A 25,117-nucleotide genomic window follows, 5' to 3' on the forward strand; every position below is an offset into this window, starting at 1 on the left:
GTGTTTTCCTTCTTGAATTTAAATATAAATAAACGTAGGTGAGCATTCCTGCCCACCATGATAATTTAATTAATTGGTGGGCAGGAATGCCCACCCTACAATTTGCATCAGTATTTAATAATGAACTTCCCAATCGCCTCCGCATTATTCGGAGAAGCGGTTAAATTCTGTGCCTCTTTTGCATCCAACCATTGAAATGCCAAATGCTCGCTTAATTGTGGCTCTATCTCTTCTGGCAACGCCAACAAAAACCAATGCTCGGTATTATGTGTGACATCTGGTGCGTATTTGTAACGAAATTGCGGAAAAATCTCAAATTTCACTGAATGCTGACAATCCACCAAGGTTAAATTTCTCTCTAAAATATCGATTCCCGTTTCTTCCTTCACTTCGCGCATCGCTGTTTGCAAAGGTTGCTCTCCTTCCTCTATTGTGCCTGTTACGGATTGCCAAAAACTTGGAGCATCTTGGCGTTGTAACATCAACACTCTGCTCGTATTTTGAGCATAAATCACAACCAGAACAGAATAAGGATTTTTATATTTCATAAGCGAGAATGCGTCTTTTCTGTGCAAAAGAGTGGCGATTTTAGCAAAAAAATTGAGGTTTGATAATAGAAAAATAGGGCGGACTCAAGTCCACCCTTTGGTATAAAAATCAACCACCTAAACTCTCTTTCGCTGTTCGAATAGCTTCCGCCACGCATTCAGGATTTACCCCGCCTTTCGCACAACGTTTTTCTAAGCAAGATTCAAGCGAAAGAATTGGGTAAACATCTTCATCAATTACGGCATGGAATTGTTTAAATTCTGCCACAGATAACGCCTCCAATGGCTCTCGTTTGCTAATGGCATAGACTACCGCTTCGCCCACAATGTGATGAGCCTCACGGAATGGAATGCCCTTCGCAACCAAATAATCCGCTAATTCAGTTGCATTTGAGTAACCTTGTTGAGCCGCTTCACGCGTACGTTCTACGTTTACGTTAATATCTTCAAGAACAAGTGCCGCAATTTCTAAACACGCCTGCCAGGTTTCCATCGCATCAAAGATACCTTCTTTGTCTTCTTGCATATCTTTGTTATAGGCAAGTGGTAAGCCTTTAAGTGTTGTTAATAAGCCTGTTAATGAACCAAATACACGACCTGATTTACCACGAATAAGTTCACACGCATCAGGGTTTTTCTTCTGTGGCATCAATGAAGAACCTGATGTCACGCGATCAGAAAGTTCTAAGAACGCTGATTCCCCGCTGTTGAAAAAGATTAAATCTTCGGCAAAACGAGAAAGATGCACCATACTGATTGAAGCACTTGAAAGCAGTTCTAACACGTGGTCGCGATCAGAAACCGAATCTAAACTGTTACGTGTGCCAATGCTAAAACCAAGATCTTTTGCCAATGCATCACGATCTACCGCATAAGCTGTGCCAGCCAGCGCGCCTGAACCCAGTGGGCAAGTGTACATACGTTTGTACGCATCGGTTAAACGACTGTGGTCGCGTTCTAACATCTCAAAATATGCCATACACCAATGTGCAAAAGTGATTGGTTGCGCACGTTGAAGATGGGTGTACCCAGGCATTACCGCGTGTTGATTCGCTTCTGCAGTCAGCACTAATTTCTCTTGTAAATTGCGGATACGCTCTTGCATCACAATGACTTGAGCTTTACACCACATTTTCATATCTACTGCAACTTGGTCATTACGGCTACGCCCTGTATGTAATTTTTTGCCTAAATCACCTACTTTCTCAATGAGTTTTGATTCCACCCAACTGTGAATATCTTCCGCATCATCTTTTAAAATAATCTCAATTTTCGGCTCAATTTCTGCACGTAATTCTTTCAGCGCCGCCACTAATTGTTGATGCTCTTCTTCCGTTAATACGCCAACCAAAGTAATCGCTTTCGCCCAACCGATGGAACCATCAATATCTTGTAAAGCTAAGCGGTAATCAAAACGTAATGAATCATTGAAAAATTTGAATTTTTGGTCTGCTTCCTGTGTAAAACGTCCACCCCAAAGTGCCATATGCTATTCCTTAAATCTAAAATGAAATTATATTTATAAAAAAATCGGCTCCATTTTGCATAAATATGCAAAAATATTCAATAATTATTTACCTTAAAATGTAAAAAGCGGTCGAGTTCTGCAAATTTTTTGCAAAATTCAACCGCTTATCTAATCTACAATTACTTCAAAAACGGATTGTGCACTTTTTCACGCCCAATTGTTGTGTGTGGCCCATGTCCTGAAATGATGATGAAATCATCATCTAAATCAAACATTTTAGTGCGGATGGTTTCGAGCAGTTGGTCAAGACTGCCCATATAAAGGTCAGTTCGTCCAATACTGTCTTTGAAAAGTACATCTCCAGAAAAGGCAATTTTATTCTCAAAATCGAAGAAGCCAATGTGGCCTGGTGCGTGCCCTGGTAGATGACGAATATCAAAATTTAAACTACCGACACTGATTTTATCGCCCTCTTCTAACCAATGATCTGGCTGAAAACCTTTTACTGGTGGAATACCAAACATTTCACACATTTGAGGCAGTTGTTCAAAGAGCAATTGATCGGCTTTGTGTGAGCCGTAAACTTCTACGCCAAAATGAGCGCGAACTTTTTCAATTGCCATAATGTGATCAAGATGTCCGTGAGTAATTAGTAGTTTTTCTACCTTTAAGCCTTGTGATTCAACAAACTGAATGATTTTGTCCGCATCATCGCCTGCATCGATAATCGCTGCATTTTTGTTATCATCCCAAATAATTGAGCAGTTTTGTTGAAATGGGCTGACGGGGATAATTTGTAAATTAAACATTGAATTTGGCAATCTAATAGAAATGAAATTTAAACACTTGCTTTTTGCAATTTGCTCCAGTTGTAATAACCGTAAAGCGAGTTAAGTAAGTAAGCTGAATACATCACATACATTGAGGTATTTTCTGCCCAAAGTGCAATAGAGATGATGTTAAGCACAATCCAGAGTAGCCATTGCTCGCGGTAGCGTAACACCATCAAGGCTTGTGCTGCAACCACAATAATAGTACTTAAACCATCTAAGCCTGTTGAGCTACCGCCATAATAATTGAGCACCTCAACGAAAAGTAAGGTGCCAATGACAAGGAAAGCAATTAAGCCAATCCAACCGTTCACTGTTAAGGCTTTGGCAATGACCGCATCACTATTTTGCTCTTTTTGCATATTGGCTTTCCATAAGAAATAGCCGATAAATTGAGCAGGAATATAAACATAAAGCGTGGTGTTCATCTCACCCAAGAAATTCGCACCCAGTGAAATATAGAAATAAGTGTAGGCAAAAATCAAACCGAAGAAGTAGTTACTGATCTTCCCTTTACTGACGAAAACATTGCAAATAATGCCTGAAATGCCGGACACCATCCCTAAAATAGAGTCGGGATTGTAAATATAAATACCGATTTGTGCCGCAATAAAAATCAATAACCAAGCCGCTTCAAAAGGTTTCCAGCCACCAAAAAGCTCTTGTTTGGTTTGTTCAAGTAGTTGATTATAATTCATAAGACCTCCAAAAAAGAAATGTAATTAAAACAGTCCCATTATAAATGAAAAAGATAAGCAACATTTAATTTTATTTTTTTAAAAAAAAGAGAGTGTTTGCACAATCTCCTTTACATCTTATAAATTGTTGATTTTTAACTCAATCAACTCACGCTCTTGTCCTGAAGTTTGGGCTTTTAGCTGCTCATAAGCACTTTTTGCCGCTTCTTTGTCGCCTTTAGCCGCTAAGACATCCGCAGCAAAAAGTTGTTTGCGTGCTTGCCACGCTTTATCTTTAACTTGATCTAACTGAGCTAATGCTGCATCAAACTCTTTTAATTGGAAGTTTACTGCAGCTAAACGGAAACGAATTATTGCTTGTAATGAAGGATCTTTTGCTTCATTTAATGCCGCTTCTAATAGGCTTTTCGCTACTGCAAAATCGGCTTTTGCTACGGCATTTTGGGCTTCTTCAAGTTGCATAAAAATCGCATAGTTTGTGCCTTTCGCTTCATCTAAAAACTTCTGCACAAGCGGTTGATTTTTCACAGGATCTTGCTCATAAGCTTCCATTGTAGCTTGATAAGAAATTGAAGCCTGAATAGCCGATTCGGTTTGATGGCTTTTCCAGAAATTCCAGCCAAAACTGGCTGCGGCAAACACAAAGATCGCTAATAAAATCGGTGTGCTATTTTCTCTAAACCAGCTCTTCGCTTCTTCGAATTGCTGTTCTTCTGTTTTATTGAGGTATTCGCTACTCATTGAAATGTCCTAATTAAAAATATGTTTTTAAGGTTGCGACTAAATCAGCTTGGCTAAGGGTAATTTGCTCTGCACCATTGCGTAAATCTTTCACGACCACAGTTTTCGCTTGCACTTCACTTTCGCCAATCACTAATGCATATTTTGCTTCGATTTTATCTGCACGTTTAAATTGTTTTTGGAATTTACCGCCTGAGCAGTGTGTCATCACACGCACTTGTGGTAATTCGGTGCGTATTTGTTCCGCAATTTGGAAGGCATTTAGCGTTGCTCCTTCGCCTGCATAAACCAGATATAAATCGACCGCTTGTGGTAGTGTAATCTCTTTATTCACTTCTTGCACGAGCAACACTAAACGCTCTAAGCCCATTGCAAAGCCAACGCCTTGGGTTGAATGCCCACCAAGCTGTTCCACTAAGCCATCATAACGACCACCTCCGCAAACAGTACCTTGTGCACCTAATGCAGAAGTGACCCATTCAAACACAGTTTTATTGTAATAATCTAAACCACGTACTAATTTTGGATTGATTTCATATTTCACGCCCATTGCATCTAATAAACTGCAAAGTTGGTTGAAATGTTCGCGGCTTTCATCATCTAAATAATCTAATAGCTTCGGTGCACCGTTTAGCACTTCTTGAAGGGCTTCATTTTTAGTATCTAAGATACGCAGTGGGTTTTTTACCAAGCGCTCTTTCTCTTCATCGCTCATTAAATCTTGATGATTTTCCAAGAATGCTACTAACGCTGAGCGGTAGTTTGCTCGAGCTTCAAGTGAACCAATTGAGTTTAATTGCAATGAAACATGCTGATCGATGCCTAATTCTTTCCAAAGACGTGCGGTTAAAATAATCAATTCCGCATCAATTTCAGGATTTGCAATGCCGAACACTTCCACGCCCGCTTGGTGGAATTGGCGATAACGCCCTTTTTGTGGACGCTCGTGGCGGAACATAGGACCCATATACCACAAACGCTGCTCATTGTTATAAATCCAACCACGTTCGATTGCAGCACGTACGCAGCCCGCTGTGCCTTCTGGTCTGAGTGTTAATTGTTCATCATTATCCCAGAATGTATACATCTCTTTTGACACAACATCGGTGACTTCACCGATCGCACGAGCGAAAAGCGGGGTACTTTCCACGATTGGCATACGCACTTCTGAATAACCATAGCTTGCAAGCACGTGACGTACTTTAGCTTCAATCCATTGCCATAACGGAGATTCTGTTGGAGAGCAATCGTTCATTCCACGAATTGCTTGAATGGTTTTTGCCACAATATTGTCCTTTTAAATAAAAATAATTTTAAATTATGCTGGTGTAATCATAATACGTTGAGCTTGTTCTGCCACGCGAGCACGAATTTTCGCCTCAAGCTGATCAATCAATTTATCGTTATCGAAACGCTCTTTTTGACGCACCCCATCCAAGTAGAAACCGCTCATTTTATTTGAGCCTGTTACGCCTAAATCAGAAACCAGTGCTTCGCCAGGTCCATTTACTACACAACCAATAATCGATACATCCATCGGTGTTAAAATGTCTTCCAAACGCTGTTCTAAAGCGTTTACAGTTGCGATTACATCAATTTCTTGGCGTGAACAGGTTGGGCAAGCGATAAAGTTAATCCCACGAGAGCGAATACGTAGCGACTTGAGAATATCAAAGCCCACTTTCACTTCTTCAACAGGATCTGCTGCTAATGAAATACGCAAGGTATCGCCAATGCCTTCTGAAAGCAGTAAGCCCAAGCCAATCGCTGATTTTACTGAACCTGCACGTGCACCACCCGCTTCGGTAATGCCAAGGTGCAGTGGTTGCACAATCTGTTTTGCAAGCAAGCGGTAAGATTCGACCGCTAGGAAAACATCGGAAGCCTTCACGCTCACTTTGAAATTATCAAAGTTGAAGCGGTCTAAAATATCCACGTGGCGTAATGCACTTTCAAGCAAGGCTTGCGGTGTTGGTTCGCCATATTTTTCTTGCAAATCACGCTCAAGCGAGCCTGCATTTACCCCAATACGAATCGGAATGTTTTTATCTTTCGCGCAATCCACAACGGCACGAATACGTTCTTCATTGCCGATATTACCAGGGTTGATACGTAAGCAATCCACGCCATATTCCGCCACTTTTAAGGCGATGCGGTAATCGAAGTGAATATCTGCCACAAGCGGCACATTCACTTGCTGTTTAATCACTTTGAATGCTTCAGCCGCATCCATAGTTGGCACAGAAACGCGAACGATATCCGCCCCCACTTTTTCTAATGACTTAATCTGAGCGACTGTCGCTTCCACATCAGTAGTGCGAGTATTGGTCATCGATTGCACAGAAATCGGTGCATCGCCTCCTACAGGTACTTTCCCCACCCAGATTTTTTTCGACTCTCGACGCTTAATCGGAGAATGTTGTACTGCTGACATATTTAATTGAAACCCTTATTGTGCTAATGGAAGCTTGATACGCGCCACGCGTCCATCAATTTTAAGAGGCACTTCTTGCCCTTTATAATAAATTTTTACATTCGCAGGTGCACCAATGGTTAAGCGGTATTGCTCGTTACCATTGAAAGTCAGCACTTCGCCATTGTTGTATAATTTTTCAGCCAAGCTTTTTTTGCTCTGATTACCTTTTACCGTAATCCAGCTCTCTTTACCAGTAATTTCAATGCGTAAATCATCGTTACCGATAGCCGTTTCTGCAGCTGGCGTTGCACTATTTTGTGTATTGTCCGCCGTAGGTTGAGCTAATACATTCGTTGCGGTAACGGCTGTTTGTTGTGCATTATTTTCAACATTAGCAATAGGTGCTGTAGTTTCAGAGGCTGCTTGAGCTTGAGATTCAGTCACAGGTGCAACATTTTCTGCATTTTCAACCGCTTGTGCTGCCGTTTGAGCCGTTGGTTCGACTGGTGTTTCTACTTGTGGGCTAATCTCAATCGCATTATGCGTTGCAGGCATAGTTTCAACAGGCACCGCATTATTCACAAACTGATCGCGGTTTTCTTGCTCTTGTTGGTAATCTTGCCACCACCAAAGCAACGTCATACCAATCGCAGCCAATAGCACGCAAATAGTGAGATATTTCACCCATAAATTTTGCGATTTTTGCACCACTTTACCCGCTGAGGTTTTATGTAATACCTCTTTTGGAATTTTTACCTCACCATAGTTTACGCTTGAGGCCAGATCTTCTGGCAAACGTAAAAAGCGTAAATAGTTACGCACATAACCACGCACAAAGGTGGGAGCGACATTTTGCAAAATAAAAATATCGTTTTCGAGCGATTCAATATGCGATTTTTTAAGATTGGTTTTTTGTGCAACATCTTCAATGGATAATTGCAATGCTTCACGCTCTTGCTTGAGTTGCTGTCCTAGCGAGAGAGTATCTGTTGAAGGTGTGATGTGAGATTCTGTCATAGCAAAGTTCTTTTAATTAAACACACAAAAATATCCGAAAGTTTAAAGAGATCATCCCAATTTTGCAAATTTTAACTGATGAATTTGCAAAATTTTGAACAGAAAAAAGGAAATTTCCAAAAATTTTGCCAAAATCTGATATATAGCAAAATTTTTTGCAAAAAGCAGGCGTAAAATGGCTAATTGTGTTATCACTCTTAACTTCATTTTATGCGAGGACGCCATGCCCCAAACTTTGCACCAAGAAAACCTCAAATCCTTACTATTTAAACAAAATTTTGCCGCTGGATTGGTCGTTTTTCTGGTCGCCTTGCCACTCTGTTTAGGCATTGCACTTGCGTCTGGTGCACCACCGCTTTCGGGCATTATTTCAGGGATTATTGGCGGAATGATTATCGGCTGGTTAAGTACCTCGCATATCAGCGTGGCAGGCCCCGCAGCGGGCTTAGTGGCGATAGTGTTAGACGCCATTACGCAACTCGGCAGCTTTGAGCTATTCCTCTGTGCGGGCATTATTGCGGGTGTTATCCAACTCATTTTGGGCATCATTCGAGCAGGTAGTATCACTAACTATATTCCCGTTGCTGTGATTGAAGGAATGCTTGCGGGCATTGGGATTTTAATTATCGTCAAGCAGCTACCTTATGCAATTGGCACAGATAAACTTGTTTTTGATGGCACCGCTTCTTTTATCAATATCCATTTAGGTGCTCTCATTATTACCCTACTTTCAATACTGATTATACTTAGCTGGGAGCGCTCTGCTAAACTCAAAAAGATAAAACTTCTCCCTTCCGCGTTGATTGCGGTAATTGTTAGCATCTTGCTAAATAATCTTTTTATTGCTTTGGATAGCCATTTAGCTGTGCCCGAAAATCAGTTAGTGCACTTACCCGTCCTCTCTTCTTGGCAAGATTTAAAAGATTTCGTGATTTTCCCCGATTTTAGTGGATTTACCAATCCGTTTATTTGGGTAACAGGTGCAACGATTGCGATTGTGGCATCCATTGAAACCTTGCTCTCCATTGAAGCGGCTGATCGCTTAGATTCAAAACGCCGCCTTACTGATTCCAATCAAGAATTACGGGCTCAAGGCGTGGGCAACATTGTTTCTTCTCTGCTCGGTGGATTGCCTATTACCGCGGTTATTGTTCGATCATCAGCAAACGCCAACGCGGGAGCTACGCATAAACTTTCTGCCATTATTCACGGCGTATTATTGCTCATTTGTGTGCTGGCTATCCCTACTTTACTGAACCAAATTCCACTTGCAACACTTGCAGTCATACTTATTTTAGTCGGCTATAAACTTGCTCGTCCAAGCGTATTTAAGCATTTCTGGCATAAAGGAATTTATCAATTTATTCCTTTTATCATCACTATGGTTGCGGTAGTGCTTTTCGACCTACTCAAAGGTGTGGGGCTTGGCTTGATTATCAGCATTCTATTTATTTTGCACGGCAATATGAAACGTGCTTATTATTTAAGCCGCGAAGAACTGGCTTATGCCTCACAAATCCGCCTTAATTTAGCCGAAGAGGTTTCATTCCTCAATAAAGCCGCAATCAAGAAAACGCTTAAAAACATCCAGCCTAATTCAATGGTGATTATTAACGCAGAACACACAGCTTACATCGCTTATGATGTATTGGAACTGATTGAAGATTTCGCCACCATTTATGCCAAAGAGAACAACATCCACGTAATTTTAAAAGGCTTCAAAGCCGATTACGACAGCCTCGTAGATCAACATTCGAATATAAAAGTAGAGCATCATCGAGGAATTTAATAGTAAAAAACCTCGATTTTTATCGAGGTTTCACTGATGGCTATTTTACTGCTGCTGTAACAACAATCTCCACTTTCCAATTCGGATCGGCAAGCCTCGCCTCAATTGCTGCACGAGGTGGCGCATTATTCTCCGCCACCCACTCATCCCATGCACGATTCATTTCCGCATAATCGCTCATATTTGCCAGATAAACGGTTGCCATCAAAATTTGGCTTTTATCTGTACCCGCTTTCGTAAGAAATTTATCAATTTCTCCCAACACTTGTTGGGTTTGTTCATAAACATTTTTCGTGGCATCGGTTGGCACTTGCCCTGCTAAATAAGCCACCCCATTATACACAGCCACTTCTGAAAAACGGTGGCTGGCATCAATGCGTTTAATCATATTTTTATCCTTATATAAAATGAAAGCGGTCGAATTCGCAAAATCTTTTACAAATTCGACCGCTTGAAAACAATAGATTACTCTACTTTCACAATCCAACCTTCAGGGGCTTCAATGTCACCGAACTGAATGCCTGTTAATTCGTTGTAAAGTTTACGTGTTGTAGGACCTACTTCGGTTTCTGAATAGAAAACATGGAAGTTACCTTTGTGTTGGATGCCGCCCACAGGAGTAATCACCGCGGCTGTACCGCACGCACCTGCTTCTGCGAATTGGTCAAGTTGATCGATATAAACATCGCCTTCGATGGTTTCCATACCTAAACGCTCTTTGGCAATATGAAGCAATGAGTATTTAGTGATACTTGGCAGAATCGACTCTGATTTTGGTGTGATGAATTTATTATCTTTGGTAATACCAAAGAAGTTTGCCGCACCGACTTCTTCAATTTTTGTGTGAGTTTTTGGATCTAAATAAATAGCATCAGCAAATTTACGTTCTGGCGTACCTTGCTCTGCGGCTAATTCGTGTGGAAGTAAGCTTGCTGCGTAGTTACCGCCCACTTTCACACCGCCTGTTCCCATTGGGGCTGCACGGTCGTAATCAGTCGTGATGAAGTTTGATGGAGCCAAACCGCCTTTGAAGTACGCACCTACGGGGCAGCAGAATACTGAGAAAATAAACTCTGGTGCCGCTTTCACACCGATGTTTTCGCCCACACCAATTAAGAATGGACGTAAGTATAAGGTTGCACCAGAGCCGTAAGGACCCAACCAATCTTGGTTAGCTTTAACCACTTCTTTACACGCACGCACGAATAATTCAGTTGGTACGCGTGGCATTAAAAGACGGTCTGCGGTACGTTGCATACGCTCTGCATTTGCTTGCGGGCGGAATAAGTTGATTGAACCATCTTTGCAACGGTAAGCCTTTAAGCCTTCAAAACATTGCTGACCGTAGTGAAGAGCGGTTGAACCTTCGTGAATATGTAATGTGCTATCTGTAGTGAGTTTTCCTTCGTCCCATTTGCCCTCTTTCCAGTGAGCGATGAAGCGATATTCTGTTTTGATATATGAAAAGCCTAAATTTGCCCAGTCTAAATCTTTTAAAGCCATTGTTGTGTCCTTTATTTTTGTGAGTGAAAATTTGAGATGTTTTGCATTGTAAGATAAAAAAGATGAGGAATGTAGAGGCAAGCGGTAGATTTTTTCGTAAATTTTGTTAAATCCATCAATAATTTTACTTTCTAAAACAAATTTTGCGATCTTACTCGAAAATTTGACCGCTTGTGCTTTTCAAATTTTGTAAAAATCGCTAGCCTTACGCGGGAGAGATCAGTAAAATTCGCTTCTTTATTTAATCCTGCAAAACTAATCCTTTTGCCATAATGGTTCCCTTTCATAAAAGAACGGGAACACGTGTAATAACGAGGCTTTTTAATGTCAGATCAAATTCAAGCGACCAACATTGCGGTGGCTCATCCTAAATCCGAAAAAGTAAATTTAATGAATATGACGCGTCCACAGATGCGTGAATTTTTGGCAAGTCTGGGTGAAAAGCCGTTTCGTGCTGATCAACTCATGAAATGGATTTATCATTTTGGAGAAGATAATTTCGATAATATGAGCAATATCAACAAGGTATTGCGTGAAAAATTAAAACAGGTGGCAGAAATCAAAGCTCCTGAAGTGGCAGTAGAACAACGCTCAGCAGACGGCACAATCAAATGGGCGATGCAAGTAGGTGAGCAACAAATTGAAACCGTATATATTCCAGAAGCAGATCGTGCGACCCTTTGCGTATCTTCACAAGTAGGTTGTGCTTTGGCGTGTACGTTTTGTTCAACAGCTCAACAAGGTTTTAACCGTAACTTAAACGTAGCGGAAATTATCGGGCAAGTTTGGCGTGCTTCAAAAATCATTGGTAACTTTGGCGTAACAGGCGTGCGTCCGATTACCAACGTAGTAATGATGGGAATGGGCGAACCATTATTGAACGTGAATAACGTTGTGCCTGCAATGGAAATTATGCTAGATGATTTTGCGTATGGCTTATCAAAACGTCGTGTGACACTTTCAACTTCGGGGGTTGTGCCAGCACTTGATGCTTTACGGGATAAAATCGATGTGGCATTGGCAATTTCTCTGCACGCACCGAATGATGAAATTCGTGACGAAATCGTGCCGATCAACAAAAAATATAATATTGAAATGTTGATTAATTCTGTGAATAAATATCTCGAAGTTTCGAATGCAAACCACGGCAAAGTCACAATTGAGTATGTGATGTTGGATCACGTGAATGATGAGGTAGATCACGCTCATCAATTAGCGAAAGTGTTGAAAAATACGCCGTGTAAAATTAACTTAATTCCGTGGAACCCGTTCCCAGAAGCCCCTTATGCTAAAAGCTCAAATTCTCGTGTAGATCGCTTCCAAAAAGCATTGATGGAATATGGCTTTACGGTCACCATCCGTAAAACGCGTGGTGATGATATTGATGCAGCGTGCGGTCAGTTGGCAGGCGATGTCATCGACCGTACTAAACGTACTCTTGAAAAACGTAAGTTTGGCGAGGGGATTGCGGTGAAAGCACAATAGGAAAACAACTCTCTCTCCTACAACAGGAGAGAGTGAATTCTTTAAAAAGGATCATTTATGAAATTCGTAATCTTTTCAAAAATTTTAACCGCTTGTGCTGTGCTATTTTTAGCAGGTTGCGTTTCTTCCCAAATCGATCCTGAATTTAACCGCTCAGAAGCCTTAAAAGCTCGAATCAATCTTGCTCTTGCTTATTTAGAACAACAAGATTATCCCAAAGCGAAAGAAAATATTGATAAGGCTATCACTCATGACAGCCATGATTACCTTCCTTATTCTGTGCTTGCCTATTATTATCAACAAACAGGCGATGTAGCCAACAGTCAGCAAGCTTATCAAAAAGCATTGAAACTCAGCCAAAATCGCCCAGATGTGCTCAATAATTACGGCACTTTTTTGTGTAAGCAAGGTCAATTCCAACAAGCTTATTCACAGTTTGAACAAGCCCTTCAAAGCAAGCACGCTTACTATCACCAAGCCGATACGCTTGAAAACATCATTCTCTGTGCAAAATCAGAGCCCAATTCGCAAAAAATCAACGAAGCACTCGCTCAGCTTGCAAAATTAGATAAAATAAGAGCAGATAAGCTACGTTAATTCATCAGGAAAGATTATGTCAGATTTCAACCAGACCATTAGCCAAGTGATTGCTGGCGAATTAAATGTGAAGCCACAACAAATTTTGGCGGCAATGAATTTATTAGATGAGGGAAACACGATCCCGTTTATCGCACGTTATCGTAAAGAGGTAACTGGTGGATTGGATGACACACAACTGCGTCATTTTGAAACGCGTTTGATCTATTTGCGTGAGTTGGACGGTCGTCGTCAAACGATTTTGAAATCCATTGATGAACAAGGCAAATTAAACGATGAATTACGTGAGAAAATCCTTGCCACGGAAAGCAAAACTGAGCTTGAAGATCTCTATTTGCCGTATAAACCAAAACGCAGAACACGTGGGCAGATTGCGATTGAAGCAGGGCTTGAACCATTAGCCGAACAACTTTGGCAGAATCCGAAACTTACGCCAGAAGCAGTCGCCGAGCAATTTGTTTCAGCAGATAAAGACGTTACAGATAGCAAAGCCGCTCTTGATGGTGCACGTTATATTTTAATGGAACGATTTGCCGAAGATGCGGAACTACTTGCAAAACTTCGCCAATATTTGACCGCTAATGCGACCATTGAGTCGAAAGTGATTGAAGGTAAAGAGCAAGAGGGCGAGAAATTCCGCGATTATTTTTCTCATAGCGAGTCACTCCAAAATGTGCCTTCGCACCGAGCATTGGCAATGTTTCGTGGGCGTAATGAGGGCGTGTTATCGCTTTCCATTAATGCTGATCCACTTGCAGAAGAAGGGGCAAAATCGAGCCAATGCGAAGATATTATTCGAGAGCATTTGGGGGTAATTTTCAACAATCAGCCAGCAGATAAATGGCGTGAGCAAGTAATTGCGTGGACGTGGAAAATCAAAGCCTTGCTGCACCTTGAAACTGAGTTGATGGCAAACTTACGCGAAAAAGCGGAAGAAGAAGCAATTGATGTGTTTGCTCGCAATTTGTCTGCACTCTTGATGGCTGCTCCTGCCGGAGCAAGAAATACCATGGGTTTAGACCCTGGTTTGCGTACAGGCGTGAAAGTTGCCGTTGTAGATAATACAGGGAAACTACTCGCAACTGATACGATCTACCCTCACACCACAGGCAAAGCAGCGGCGGAAATTTCACTGTATAAATTGATTAAACAACACAATGTTGAGCTTATTGCAATTGGTAACGGCACAGCTTCGCGTGAAACTGAGCGTTTTGCCAAAGATGTATTGAAACAGATTAAAACCAGCAAGCCTGATATGCTGATTCCGCAAACGGTAGTGGTAAGCGAGGCGGGAGCGTCGGTTTATTCTGCTTCTGAATTGGCAGCAAATGAATTCCCTAATTTGGATGTTTCATTACGTGGTGCTGTATCGATTGCTCGTCGTTTGCAAGATCCGCTAGCAGAGTTGGTTAAAATTGAACCAAAAGCGATTGGTGTGGGGCAGTATCAGCACGATGTAAACCAAACTCAACTTGCCCGTAAACTTGATGCGGTGGTGGAAGATTGTGTAAACGCGGTAGGCGTAGATTTAAACACAGCTTCAGCTCCATTACTTGCTCGTGTGGCAGGAATGAGCAAAACATTGGCACAAAATATTGTGGCTTATCGTGATGAAAACGGGCGTTTTAACAGCCGTTCGGATCTGAAAAAAGTGCCACGTTTAGGACCAAAAGCCTTTGAGCAATGTGCGGGCTTTATGCGCATTTTAAATGGCAAAAATCCGCTTGATGCCTCAAGTGTTCACCCAGAAGCTTACCCTGTTGTGGAAAAAATCTTGCAAGCGACTCAAGCAACGCTTGCAGAATTGATGGGTAATGAGAGTAAAATTCATCAGCTCAACGCAAAAGATTTTGTTGATGAGCAATTTGGCTTGCCAACGGTAAACGATATTTTCAAAGAGCTTGAAAAACCAGGACGCGACCCACGTGGTGAATTCAAAACGGCAACTTTCGTGGATGGCGTGGAAGAAATTAAAGATCTACAAGTAGGCATGATTTTGGAAGGTACTGTCACGAATGTGGCAAACTTCGGGGCATTTGTCGATATTGGTGTTCATCAAGATGGTTTAGTGCATATTTCAATGCTTTCAAATAGCTTTGTGGAAGATCCACATAAAGTGGTGAAAGTCGGCGATGTAGTCAAAGTAAAAGTGCTTGAAGTGGATGTCACTCGCAAACGTATTGCGTTAAGTATGCGTTTGGATGAGAAACTGACTGAGCGTTCAGAAGAAAAATCACCTGTTCGAAAAAATTCGGAAAAATCTGACCACTCACAAAGAAATAATGGGCGTAATCAGTTCGCAAATAATGCTTTTGCGGATGCATTAAAAGGTTGGAAAAAGTAGTATAAATCGCCATTTTGATTATTTTAAAGGCAAATAACGTTTTACACCTAAAAAAGATTTGCCGATAAGATAAGAAATAGGTATTATACGCAAACCAAATGCGGAGTGGTAGTTCAGCTGGTTAGAATACCTGCCTGTCACGCAGGGGGTCGCGGGTTCGAGTCCCGTCCATTCCGCCAATTTATTCCCATTATAAATTTAGCTTAAACCTAAATTTATAATTTTGCGGAGCGGTAGTTCAGCTGGTTAGAATACCTGCCTGTCACGCAGGGGGTCGCGGGTTCGAGTCCCGTCCGTTCCGCCACTTATTTTGAAACGTCATAATATACCTCCTATGCGTTAATGGAAAAAACCTCTGAGAAATCAGAGGTTTTTTTCTATATTTATTCAGCAATTTTCTGCTATTTAATCAATCCCTGAATTTGTTGTAAACCATTTAACCTTGTGCTAGTCAAATTTGGGGTAATTTTCAACTCATCAAACATCTGTTGCAAGTTAAAATCAGCTAACTCTTCGTCTGATTTCTCAAGTAAGGCAATTTGGATAATCATCAAAATCCCTTGCATTAAGCGGGCATCGCTGTATGCAATGACTTTTCTTGGCGATTTTTGGAAAGAGAACCATAAACGGCTTTCACAACCGTGAATTTCAGGTACGTTTTGCAACTCGGCTTCACTTAATTTGGGTAATTGTCGGCTAAGTTGGATGAGCAAGCGGTATCTTTCTTCCCAAGATTTGCAAAAGGCAAATTTTTCGTAAATTTCTGCAAGATTCATTGTTTTTCCTCAATAAAATTTCCAAAAGATTGTAACAATCTGACCGCTTGTTGTTAATGATTTTATGAAAATTTGCTAGAATAACCCCATTTCACCGAATTTAATAAGGATAAAACTTATGTCATTAGTTCCTATGGTTGTTGAGCAAACCCCGAAGGGTGAACGCTCATACGATATTTTTTCACGCTTGTTAAAAGAGCGTATTATTTTCTTAAATGGTCAAGTTGAAGACAATATGGCGAACTTGATCGTAGCACAGCTACTTTTCTTAGAAGCAGAAGATCCTGAAAAAGATATCTATCTTTACATCAATAGTCCTGGTGGTGTGGTAACGGCAGGATTGGCGATTTACGACACAATGAACTTCATCAAACCAGATGTGGCGACTCTTTGCACAGGGCAAGCTTGCTCAATGGGTGCGTTCTTGCTTTCAGGCGGGGCGAAAGGGAAGCGTTTTGCGTTACCAAATGCACGCGTAATGATTCACCAACCGCTTGGTGGTGCTCGTGGTCAAGCGACTGATATTCAAATTCAAGCTCAAGAGATCCTAAAACTCAAAGAGATGCTCACCCGTAAAATGGCAGAACATAGTGGTCAGTCGTTTGAAAAAGTGGCGGCAGATACTGAGCGTGATAACTTTATGTCCGCACAGGAAGCAATGGAATATGGCTTGATTGATAAAGTGTTAACTTCCCGTGGTGAGGTGGCATAATGGCATTTGAAAAAGAACCACACTGCAGTTTCTGCGGTAAAAAACGTTCAGAAGTCGATCAGTTAATTGAAGGTACTGAAGGATTTATTTGCAATGATTGTATCGAGGAGTCTTACGCTTTGTTGAACGGTGAAGAAGAACCGTTAATTGATGAAACACAAGATGAAGCTAAATTCTTCGATAATGTGCCAACACCGCATGAATTACATGCTCATTTAAACGACTATGTGATTGGTCAAGAACACGCGAAAAAGGTGTTATCAGTAGCAGTTTACAATCACTACAAACGCCTAAAAAGTGCCCTTTCAAACCACGAAGTGACTAATGGTGTGGAACTTGGCAAAAGTAACATTTTGTTAATCGGTCCAACAGGAAGTGGTAAAACATTGTTAGCTGAAACCTTGGCTCGTCGGTTAAATGTGCCATTCGCAGTGGCTGATGCAACGACATTAACCCAAGCGGGCTATGTGGGCGAAGATGTGGAAAACGTGATCCAAAAATTACTGATGAAATGTGATTTTGATGCAGAGCAAGCAGAACGCGGGATCGTCTTTATCGATGAGATCGACAAAATTACCCGTAAATCAGAAAGCGCTTCCATAACGCGTGACGTTTCGGGCGAAGGCGTGCAACAAGCGTTGTTAAAATTGCTTGAAGGTACGGTAGCGAACATCAACCCACAAGGCTCACGTAAACACCCGAAAGGCGAAACCATCCCTGTGGATACCTCGAAAATCCTGTTTATCTGTGGCGGTGCGTTTGCAGGCTTAGATAAAATCGTGGAAGCACGCACCAACAAACAAGGTGGCATCGGCTTTGCAGCTGAGTTGAAAAACGACAAAGATCGCCAAGATTTAACCGAGTTATTCAAACAAGTTGAACCTGAAGATTTAGTCCGTTTTGGTTTGATTCCAGAGTTAATTGGCCGTTTACCTGTGGTCACGCCATTGCAAGAACTTGACGAACACGCACTGATCCAAATCTTAACCGAACCGAAAAATGCGATCATTAAACAATATCAAGCATTATTCCAAATGGAAAATGTCGAGCTTGAATTCACCCAAGAAGCCCTTGTTGCAATTGCGAAAAAAGCAATTGCTCGCAAAACAGGAGCTCGTGGATTGCGTTCCATTGTGGAAAACTTACTACTTGATACGATGTATGATTTACCAACACTGAAAGCGAAGAAAGTTACTGTAGGTCAAGCGTGTATTGAAAGTGGTGAGAAGCCTGTGATTGAGTAATTTCTCGTAGAAGCATAAAATACCTAAGGTTAAAACCTTAGGTATTTACTTTTATAGGAACAAGAAAGGAGAAACTTCTATGCAAAAACTACTCTTTATCATCAACTCAGCCCCTTATGGCAACGAATCCTGTTTTAGTAGTTTACGTTTAGCTTTACAAATTCAAGAACAACACAAGGCAGAAATCAAGCTTTTCTTAATGTCTGATGCAGTAACTGCGGGGCTTGCGAAACAAAATCCATCTGAAGGCTACCACGTGCAACAGATGTTGGAAATCCTTACCTCGCAAGGTGCAACGGTAAAACTCTGCAAAACGTGCACTAATGCTCGCGGTATTACTGAATTACCATTAGCAGATGGCGTGGAAATCGGTACGCTGGTTGAGTTAGCAGATTGGACGATGAAAGCCGATAAGGTGCTCAATTTCTAATGAAAAAAGCAGATGTGATCATTATCGGAGCGGGGGCTTCTGGCTTGTTTTGTGCGGCACAATTAGGGCAAGCAGGCAAAAATGTAGTGGTGCTGGATAATGGCAAGAAAATTGGGCGTAAGATTTTGATGTCGGGCGGTGGCTTTTGCAACTTCAGCAATTTAGATGTAACGCCACAGCATTACTTAAGCCAAAATCGCCATTTTGTGAAGTCAGCACTAGCTCGCTACACCAACTGGGATTTTATCAGCTTAGTCGCTCAATATGGCATTGCCTACCACGAAAAAGAGTTAGGGCAGCTCTTCTGTGATGAAGGTGCGGAACAGATCGTACAAATGCTGCAAAGTGAATGCGATAAAAGCAAGGTTGATATTCAGCTTCGACAAGCGGTCGTTTCCGTGGAAAAAATTGCAAAAGGTTTTGAAATTCAGACCGCTTGTGAGACTTATCAAACCGAAAATCTAGTCATTGCAACAGGAGGACTTTCAATGCCAGCCTTAGGCGCAAGTCCATTCGGCTACAAAATTGCCGAACAATTTGGCATCCCTGTCATTGCACCAAGAGCAAGCCTCGTCCCCTTTACGTGGAAAGAGAGCGATAAATCCTTCGCGTCGCTTTCGGGCATTGCACTACCTGTTACGGTTAGCAACGAGCGCATCAGCTTTAGCAATCAAATGCTATTTACACATCGTGGGCTTTCAGGCCCCGCGATTTTGCAGATTTCGAATTATTGGCAAATAGGCGAAGCAGTTGAAATTGATCTTTTACCTGCCGAGAATATTCTCAAGATTTTGCAGGAACTGCGTCAATCTTCGCCAAAATTACAGCTAAAAACGGTATTAAACCGTTATCTGCCGAAAAAACTGGTTGAGCTTTGGTTCGAGCAAAACTTGCTAAAAGACGAAGTCATTGCTCAACTCAGCAAAAATGCGCTAGAACAGCTTGAGCAATTTATCCATCATTGGAAATTTATCCCCAATGGCACAGAGGGCTACCGCACGGCAGAAGTTACAATGGGCGGCGTTGATACTGACCATATTTCTTCAAAAACAATGGAGGTCAAAGCAGTTTCAGGGCTTTATTTTATTGGTGAAGTATTGGATGTAACAGGCTGGCTTGGTGGTTACAATTTCCAATGGGCTTGGTCATCTGCTTTTGCTTGTGCAGAAGGGATTATTCAAGCTTAATTAGCGTAGTCGACAAAAGTGATATAGTAGAGAAAAGTATTGGTTTGGATGATTTTCCCGCTTGTTCATAACCAAAATCGAAGCTAATTAAATTTGGTGCAAAGTGCTGTAAAAGCGTGTTTTGTCCAATGTATGCAAGCGGTAGATTTTTCTGGGTTTCTTCGCTGACTTTCGGATCGTGATTGAGCACACGAGAAATGGTGGATTTGCCGACCCCGCAGAGATCGGCGATATCTTTAATAGTATAATTTTTGGACATCTTGTCAGTTATTCTTCACGGAAAATGCCACGAATAAATTGGATAGAAAGGAAGAATAAGAAGACAAGTACAGCATATAACACATAACTGACAATCGGTTTGGCAAGCGTTTCACCTTCAGCAAGCGGTTGGATAGAAACCACATTGCGGAACTCATTCATCCAGTTAATGCGCCAACCGTAATATTTGATTTGCACGCGTTGATGCTCGTTCGCATAGGCTTGGGCTTTCGCTTGCACATCAGCAGAGCTGAATTTAAAGTATGGTGGCAAGCCCCAGCCTGTATCTTCGTTACGATAAACCATCGTTTTTTTGCTGTCTGGATTTTCGGTGAACAAGAAATATACATCGCGTACTTCGCCATCTGCTGGATTCGATTTGCTGATGACGCCATCTTTGTCCATTCTGCGCACTTCCATTCCTGTTACTACTGTTTCATCGTAACTTGGCATTACATAGTTTACCGTGCCTGTGATGACGATGAAAAATGAGAGCGAAACAAGAAATAAGAAATATTTGAGGATTGATTTCATACTAAGTCCTACAGGTTAATTTTAAATAAATTCTGCACATTTTGTGTCGTAATGCGAGCCAATTCTTCGGTTGAAACGCCTTTTAACGTTGCCAAATATTCGCACGTTTCACGCACATAAGCAGGCTGATTAGGCTTACCGCGGTAAGGTATTGGTGCAAGATACGGCGAATCAGTTTCGACTAATAGGCGATCAAGCGGTAGTTTTCTGACTACATCTCGCAATTCTTCTGCATTGCGGAAGGTAATAATACCCGAAATCGAAATATAAAAGCCAATATCCAATGCACGTTTTGCCATCGCATAATCTTCGGTAAAACAATGTAACACACCGCCACATTGCTCTGCACCGCCTTGCTCAAGCATATTCATCGTATCTTCGCGTGCTGAACGAGTGTGAATAATCAGCGGTTTATTGACCTTTTTCGCTACATCAATTTGAGCAGCAAAAATTTCTTGCTGTAAGACTTTCGTTTCTGGCGTGTAATGGTAGTCTAAGCCTGTTTCGCCAATGGCAACCACTTTATTATCTTGAGCGTAAGCCAAGAGTTTGTCGTAATCGAAAGGCTCTTCATCTACATTGAGCGGATGCACACCGCAGCTGAGCGACACATCATTGCGATGAGCGGTAAGCTGTTTCATTGCCTCAAAACGCCCTAATGTAGTACAAACAGAAACGATATGCCCCACACCACAGGCTTTGGCTTTTTCAATTACCTCATCTACACTTTTATGCTGGGTTTTATAATCTAAGCTATCAAGATGACAATGAGAGTCGATAATCAATAAATCGTTCAAAAATATATCCTTACAATAGTAAAAAAATGCAAGCATAGTGCTTGCATCTTCAATCAAAAAAGCAAAATTACTCTTCTTCTAATTCGTTTAAATCTAACGCTTCAGGCGAAAGAATAATGCCCGTTAAATCTGCATACACGTAATCTTCTGGGAAGAATGTCACACCACCAAAATTCACAGGCGTATCAATTTCACCGATTTCAGTATCGTCCGCACCAACAGGGATCGGGGCTAGAGCATGAATGCCAATATCTAAGGTTTCCAATACATCTAACTGACGCACCGCACCATAAACAATAATACCTTCCCAGCCGTTATCGACAGCTAATTGTGCTAACTCCGCATCAATCAATGCTCGACGCACTGCACCACCGCCATCAACGAGTAGCACACGACCGTTACCCTCTTCTTCTAAAACTTTTTCAATTAAACCGTTACTTTCAAAGCATTTTACGGTCGTAATTTGACCACTGAAAGAAGACGCACCACCAAAGCTTGAAAAGATTGGCTCAACCACATCAACTTGGTCTGAATAAATATCGCAAAGTGCTGAGGTATCAATACGCATAATAGGCTCCGTTTTTATTTTTGTATTGCGACAAGTATAAACCTAAGTGGGCAATTTGCAAAATTTTTGCAGACCCAAATATCTTACCAAACTATTTAGCTAAGCTAACAGCACTCAAAACCCTCCACTTCGTTCTCATCACAGCTGATATAAGTCGCCACTTTCGGATAAGCACAAATTGGCATTTGTTTGTTCGAGTAGGTTTTACTTTTCGCGAGCAAGCTTTCTGGGGGTGCCTTACTACGGCACAAACACACCGATTGACGAATGTTATGAATGTGGTTTCACCGGCGAATTTGAATGTACCAGCAAAGGTTTTGTTTGCCCAAAATGTGGCAATCACGACAGCACAAAAGTGTCTGTCACTCGCCGCATCTGTGGCTATCTAGGCAGCCCTGATACCCGCCCATTTAATGCAGGAAAACAGGAAGAAGTGAAGCGGAAAGTGAAACATTTATAAAAGTGCGGCTAAATTTAGCCGATAACTTAGTACATTTCTTGAAAAGAATAGGGCGTGCAATACGCCCTTTATTACTCCTTTTAGCTTTTCGATATTTTTATCAATCATAAATCTCTCTCTACCTCAATCCCTTTGGAACAGGGCAATGTCTTTCAACTTAAACCTTTTATTTTTAATCTTGATGAAGACCCTACGTCTCAATCCCTTTGGAACAGGGCAATGTCTTTCAACGCTTAAAGCTGTTACCTTTGTACCCATAATGACTGTCTCAATCCCTTTGGAACAGGGCAATGTCTTTCAACTGCAACGGTATGCTGGAGGCAGGAGTCATGCGACCTTTCAGACCCACTTCCCAATTTTTTTGGAAGGTTAAGGAGTTGGCTCTTAATTTGAGCAAATAATAAGCAGGTTGCATATTTTGTTCCTTTCTAAACCAATCGAAAGTGCGGTCTATTTTACCGTTATTTTTTTATTTTTTCTAGCTCTAGAATGTCTAGCCTTATTGACAAAATTGAAAATAACTTATTGAAATACTTTATTAAAATATAAACCAGATAAAGAAAATGCCTTAAGGCAAGAAATTGAAAATGATATGTGATATATAGAAATCAATTGATGGGGATTTTGTAAGGCTTGTAAATTTCAGTTGAAGATTTAGATGTTACCCTAACACTTTCAAATAAAGTGAGGTCAAAAATAATAGGGGTTTCAGCATTTATTTACCACTCGGCTAATAAATGCTTGCAACATCCCTTACAAGGTTGAAACCCTGCTAATTTTAAAATATGCAAAGGAATATCCGCACCTTCTTTAAAAAGCTTTTGGAAATAAAAATTAAGAATGCGCGCATAAATCTGCTTACGCTCTTGCTGGATAGTCGCAATCATGGCACGTTCTTCCTCTGATAAAAACTCTAAATTCTGGTGTTAAAAACCACCAAAACCAAGAAACAAAAAGAATATGGGATTTGGCGGGAAAAAACGGGATTAAATGGGCGGGAATTATTGAAAACAGGGGCTTTGCGGTGCATTGCCCCTTTTTTATTCTTAGGGAAAGAAAACTAAGAAAAAATCAGATCTTTGGTTGATTTAGTCAAAATGAACCAGAAAAACTAAGAATTTAAACAAAAAAGAAAACACCCGTTTAAATGGCGTTTAAATCTTTAAATCAGGCTATGCCCGATATGCACTACTTGCCCGATGATTTGTAGGTCTTGGGCTTCGGAGCTTTTAATGCTAATTGGCGGGTACTCTTCTTTGTTATCGCTGATAAGCGAAATGCCGTCCCATTCCATTTTCACACGTTTTACCCACACACTTTCGCCGTTTTGAACAAGGTAAATGCGGTCGCCTTGAATTTCTTTGCGGCTTAAATCTACTAACATCTGATCGTAGTTATTGATAGTTGGCAGCATTGAATTGCCGTTTGCCCAGAATACGGCGCAGTTATCTGCTTTTACGCCTAGGCTTGTTAGCAATTCGTCTGAATACGGCTCTTGTCCATCAGGCTGGGTGATACCCTCGTTAAAACTCCCAAATCCTGCAGAAACGTTGATGGAGCTATAACTATCAATCATACTCACCCCTTCCTCTAACATTGCTTGCATTCTTTCAAATGCACGGCTAACAAGGCTTCCTGCAGGCTTTTCTGCTGTTGTCTTTTCTTCTTTTATTTTACCGGTCGCAAGCCATTCAATGCTTACTCCTGTAACTTCTGCAATTTTTACAAGGTTGGAACGAGATGGATCGGCTTCACCTTTTCGCCATCTTGTAATTGTAGAAAGTGTTACGCCTGTTTTTCGAGCAAATTCGCTTGGGCCATTCAGTTTATCTACTAGATATTCAATCCTTTCTGGGAAATTGTCTTGATTTTGGTACTGCATACTAACCTCTTTAGTCGTAATAGTTGAATAATTACAACTATTACGGGATTAAAAACTAAATAATTACCCGTAATAGAACTAATTAAGTCATTGTTTTTATTCGGAATAGTAAAACAATAGATTAAAATATAGCCAAATAGAGCTATTACGGTGTATTTTATAGTTGCAATATGCAACTATTACGGATAATATACACCACATAAGGTACAGCAAAAAAGGTGTATTAAATGAGTGTATTAGAAAAACCAAAAAAACCGCAGAACAGGATTGGCACCGAGCCGATATTCTTGCGGAATTAAAAAAGAATGGTTGGTCGCTTCGCTCTTTAGCAAAAGAGGGGCAAGTCAGCTACAACACATTAAAAACAGTTTTGGATAAATCTTATCCAAAGATGGAGCGTTTAGTTGCAAATGCAATTGGTGTTCCACCTGAAGTTATCTGGGCTGGTCGTTTTGCTGAACGAAATAAAAGACCAACATTACAACATAAGTACTGATTTTAACCGTAAAAGTTATAAAAAGGAACATTTATGGATAATCAAAGCTTAAAAACGCACTATTCAGTGTATGAATTAGCAAACTTAAAGCTAAAAACACTACCTTCAGCCCCCAAAAACATTTGGGAACAAGCCAAGCGAGAAAACTGGAAATCTCAAAAACGTCAAGGGCGTGGTGGCGGGCTGGAATATGAATTAGCCAGTTTGCCAATCGAAGTGCAAAACGAACTGCTGCTCAAAACTACCCCAGAGCAAACGGCGGTAGCTTTGCAAAAAATAGAAGAAACTCGCCCGCTTGCAAGCAATGAAGTCTGGCAATTATGGGACGAAGCAAGTG

Annotated in this window: 27 protein-coding genes, 2 tRNA genes and 2 pseudogenes; 13 read left to right on the forward strand and 18 right to left on the reverse strand. The window is 41.1% G+C overall.

Annotated features, from left to right (window positions below; all coding sequences use genetic code 11):
- Positions 1-107: 107 nt before the first annotated feature.
- The 8 genes from nudB to B0184_RS02085 form a co-directional block, all read right to left on the reverse strand.
- Positions 108-548, reverse strand: coding sequence for a dihydroneopterin triphosphate diphosphatase (gene nudB / locus B0184_RS02050; RefSeq protein ID WP_005707865.1), 441 nt, complete (start codon positions 546-548; stop codon positions 108-110).
- Positions 549-657: 109 nt separating this feature from the next.
- Complete coding sequence (gene argH, locus B0184_RS02055; protein WP_005707863.1) at positions 658-2,034, reverse strand: argininosuccinate lyase; 1,377 nt, start codon at positions 2,032-2,034, stop codon at positions 658-660.
- Positions 2,035-2,195: 161 nt separating this feature from the next.
- Entirely contained in the window at positions 2,196-2,825 is a 630-nt protein-coding gene (locus tag B0184_RS02060) for an MBL fold metallo-hydrolase (RefSeq protein WP_005707859.1), read from the reverse strand.
- A 29-nt stretch (positions 2,826-2,854) separates the two neighbouring features.
- Positions 2,855-3,544, reverse strand: coding sequence for a nicotinamide riboside transporter PnuC (pnuC, locus tag B0184_RS02065; RefSeq protein ID WP_005707850.1), 690 nt, complete (start codon positions 3,542-3,544; stop codon positions 2,855-2,857).
- Between the two features lie 117 nt (positions 3,545-3,661).
- Complete coding sequence (locus B0184_RS02070) at positions 3,662-4,285, reverse strand: YfgM family protein (protein ID WP_005707854.1); 624 nt, start codon at positions 4,283-4,285, stop codon at positions 3,662-3,664.
- Positions 4,286-4,298: 13 nt separating this feature from the next.
- A complete protein-coding gene (hisS, locus tag B0184_RS02075; protein ID WP_005707856.1) occupies positions 4,299-5,570 on the reverse strand; it encodes a histidine--tRNA ligase in 1,272 nt (423 codons plus the stop codon).
- A gap of 33 nt (positions 5,571-5,603) precedes the next feature.
- Positions 5,604-6,719: a flavodoxin-dependent (E)-4-hydroxy-3-methylbut-2-enyl-diphosphate synthase gene (ispG, locus tag B0184_RS02080; RefSeq protein ID WP_005707878.1), complete on the reverse strand. Its 1,116-nt coding sequence runs from the start codon at positions 6,717-6,719 to the stop codon at positions 5,604-5,606.
- Between the two features lie 15 nt (positions 6,720-6,734).
- Positions 6,735-7,718 (reverse strand): RodZ domain-containing protein, encoded by a 984-nt coding sequence (locus B0184_RS02085; RefSeq protein WP_005707873.1) that lies wholly within the window; start codon positions 7,716-7,718, stop codon positions 6,735-6,737.
- Between the two features lie 223 nt (positions 7,719-7,941).
- Here B0184_RS02085 and B0184_RS02090 point away from each other — a divergent pair, with 223 nt between their 5' ends.
- The gene (locus tag B0184_RS02090) at positions 7,942-9,507 is read left to right on the forward strand and encodes a SulP family inorganic anion transporter (RefSeq protein WP_005707851.1); all 1,566 of its coding nucleotides are present in this window, start codon (positions 7,942-7,944) and stop codon (positions 9,505-9,507) included.
- Between the two features lie 40 nt (positions 9,508-9,547).
- On the opposite strand, the gene B0184_RS02095 is transcribed toward B0184_RS02090, so the two are convergent.
- Both B0184_RS02095 and B0184_RS02100 read right to left on the reverse strand, forming a co-directional pair.
- Complete coding sequence (locus B0184_RS02095; RefSeq protein WP_005707861.1) at positions 9,548-9,895, reverse strand: RidA family protein; 348 nt, start codon at positions 9,893-9,895, stop codon at positions 9,548-9,550.
- A gap of 77 nt (positions 9,896-9,972) precedes the next feature.
- Entirely contained in the window at positions 9,973-11,025 is a 1,053-nt protein-coding gene (locus tag B0184_RS02100; RefSeq protein WP_264177133.1) for a branched-chain amino acid aminotransferase, read from the reverse strand.
- 309 nt (positions 11,026-11,334) lie between these two features.
- Between B0184_RS02100 and rlmN the strand changes: the two genes are divergently transcribed.
- The 5 genes from rlmN (at position 11,335) to B0184_RS02125 (ending at position 15,740) form a co-directional block, all read left to right on the forward strand.
- Positions 11,335-12,495, forward strand: coding sequence for a dual-specificity RNA methyltransferase RlmN (gene rlmN / locus B0184_RS02105; RefSeq protein WP_005707849.1), 1,161 nt, complete (start codon positions 11,335-11,337; stop codon positions 12,493-12,495).
- A 57-nt stretch (positions 12,496-12,552) separates the two neighbouring features.
- The gene (gene pilW / locus B0184_RS02110; RefSeq protein ID WP_005707868.1) at positions 12,553-13,092 is read left to right on the forward strand and encodes a type IV pilus biogenesis/stability protein PilW; all 540 of its coding nucleotides are present in this window, start codon (positions 12,553-12,555) and stop codon (positions 13,090-13,092) included.
- A 16-nt stretch (positions 13,093-13,108) separates the two neighbouring features.
- Positions 13,109-15,436 carry a Tex family protein gene (locus B0184_RS02115; protein ID WP_005707870.1) on the forward strand — a complete coding sequence of 776 codons (2,328 nt, stop codon included), beginning with the start codon at positions 13,109-13,111 and terminating at the stop codon, positions 15,434-15,436.
- Positions 15,437-15,538: 102 nt separating this feature from the next.
- Positions 15,539-15,615, forward strand: a tRNA-Asp gene (locus B0184_RS02120).
- Between the two features lie 48 nt (positions 15,616-15,663).
- Positions 15,664-15,740, forward strand: a tRNA-Asp gene (locus tag B0184_RS02125).
- Positions 15,741-15,837: 97 nt separating this feature from the next.
- On the opposite strand, the gene B0184_RS02130 is transcribed toward B0184_RS02125, so the two are convergent.
- A complete protein-coding gene (locus tag B0184_RS02130; RefSeq protein ID WP_005707844.1) occupies positions 15,838-16,212 on the reverse strand; it encodes a SufE family protein in 375 nt (124 codons plus the stop codon).
- A gap of 118 nt (positions 16,213-16,330) precedes the next feature.
- On the opposite strand from B0184_RS02130, the gene clpP reads away from it, so the two are divergent.
- The 4 genes from clpP (at position 16,331) to B0184_RS02150 (ending at position 19,785) form a co-directional block, all read left to right on the forward strand.
- A complete protein-coding gene (gene clpP, locus B0184_RS02135) occupies positions 16,331-16,924 on the forward strand; it encodes an ATP-dependent Clp endopeptidase proteolytic subunit ClpP (RefSeq protein ID WP_005707882.1) in 594 nt (197 codons plus the stop codon).
- Complete coding sequence (gene clpX / locus B0184_RS02140; protein WP_005707880.1) at positions 16,924-18,168, forward strand: ATP-dependent protease ATP-binding subunit ClpX; 1,245 nt, start codon at positions 16,924-16,926, stop codon at positions 18,166-18,168. Before clpP ends, clpX begins: the two co-directional genes overlap by 1 nt.
- A gap of 79 nt (positions 18,169-18,247) precedes the next feature.
- Positions 18,248-18,598, forward strand: coding sequence for a DsrE/DsrF/TusD sulfur relay family protein (locus B0184_RS02145; protein ID WP_005707843.1), 351 nt, complete (start codon positions 18,248-18,250; stop codon positions 18,596-18,598).
- Positions 18,598-19,785 (forward strand): BaiN/RdsA family NAD(P)/FAD-dependent oxidoreductase, encoded by a 1,188-nt coding sequence (locus B0184_RS02150; protein ID WP_005707860.1) that lies wholly within the window; start codon positions 18,598-18,600, stop codon positions 19,783-19,785. The genes B0184_RS02145 and B0184_RS02150 overlap by 1 nt, the downstream gene beginning before the upstream one ends.
- A gap of 142 nt (positions 19,786-19,927) precedes the next feature.
- On the opposite strand, the pseudogene B0184_RS10710 reads toward B0184_RS02150, so the two are convergent.
- The 4 genes and pseudogenes from B0184_RS10710 to rraA form a co-directional block, all read right to left on the reverse strand.
- Positions 19,928-20,044: pseudogene (locus tag B0184_RS10710) on the reverse strand (LacI family DNA-binding transcriptional regulator); the annotation flags it as partial.
- Between the two features lie 8 nt (positions 20,045-20,052).
- A complete protein-coding gene (locus B0184_RS02160) occupies positions 20,053-20,577 on the reverse strand; it encodes a DUF1523 family protein (RefSeq protein WP_005707876.1) in 525 nt (174 codons plus the stop codon).
- 8 nt (positions 20,578-20,585) lie between these two features.
- A complete protein-coding gene (locus B0184_RS02165; RefSeq protein ID WP_005707885.1) occupies positions 20,586-21,374 on the reverse strand; it encodes a TatD family hydrolase in 789 nt (262 codons plus the stop codon).
- Between the two features lie 67 nt (positions 21,375-21,441).
- Complete coding sequence (gene rraA / locus B0184_RS02170) at positions 21,442-21,942, reverse strand: ribonuclease E activity regulator RraA (protein WP_005707858.1); 501 nt, start codon at positions 21,940-21,942, stop codon at positions 21,442-21,444.
- A 220-nt stretch (positions 21,943-22,162) separates the two neighbouring features.
- Between rraA and nrdD the strand changes: the two are divergent.
- Positions 22,163-22,402 (forward strand): annotated as a pseudogene (gene nrdD, locus B0184_RS02175) (anaerobic ribonucleoside-triphosphate reductase); the annotation flags it as partial.
- 268 nt (positions 22,403-22,670) lie between these two features.
- Here nrdD and B0184_RS10830 read toward each other — a convergent pair.
- The 3 genes from B0184_RS10830 to B0184_RS02180 all read right to left on the reverse strand — a co-directional run bounded on the left by B0184_RS10830 (position 22,671) and on the right by B0184_RS02180 (position 24,284).
- Positions 22,671-22,817 (reverse strand): hypothetical protein, encoded by a 147-nt coding sequence (locus B0184_RS10830; protein WP_186334907.1) that lies wholly within the window; start codon positions 22,815-22,817, stop codon positions 22,671-22,673.
- A 304-nt stretch (positions 22,818-23,121) separates the two neighbouring features.
- Entirely contained in the window at positions 23,122-23,289 is a 168-nt protein-coding gene (locus tag B0184_RS10500) for a hypothetical protein (protein WP_005707877.1), read from the reverse strand.
- A 275-nt stretch (positions 23,290-23,564) separates the two neighbouring features.
- Positions 23,565-24,284 (reverse strand): LexA family transcriptional regulator, encoded by a 720-nt coding sequence (locus tag B0184_RS02180; protein ID WP_005709056.1) that lies wholly within the window; start codon positions 24,282-24,284, stop codon positions 23,565-23,567.
- Between the two features lie 199 nt (positions 24,285-24,483).
- Here B0184_RS02180 and B0184_RS02185 point away from each other — a divergent pair, with 199 nt between their 5' ends.
- Positions 24,484-24,780, forward strand: a complete 297-nt coding sequence (locus B0184_RS02185; RefSeq protein ID WP_078177602.1) for a helix-turn-helix domain-containing protein — start codon at positions 24,484-24,486, stop codon at positions 24,778-24,780.
- Between the two features lie 33 nt (positions 24,781-24,813).
- Positions 24,814-25,117: DNA-binding protein (locus B0184_RS02190; protein ID WP_279625841.1), on the forward strand; the 304-nt coding region annotated here is incomplete at its 3' end.

The organism is Haemophilus paraphrohaemolyticus (assembly GCF_002015045.1).
Classification (GTDB): Bacteria; Pseudomonadota; Gammaproteobacteria; order Enterobacterales; family Pasteurellaceae; genus Haemophilus_A; species Haemophilus_A paraphrohaemolyticus.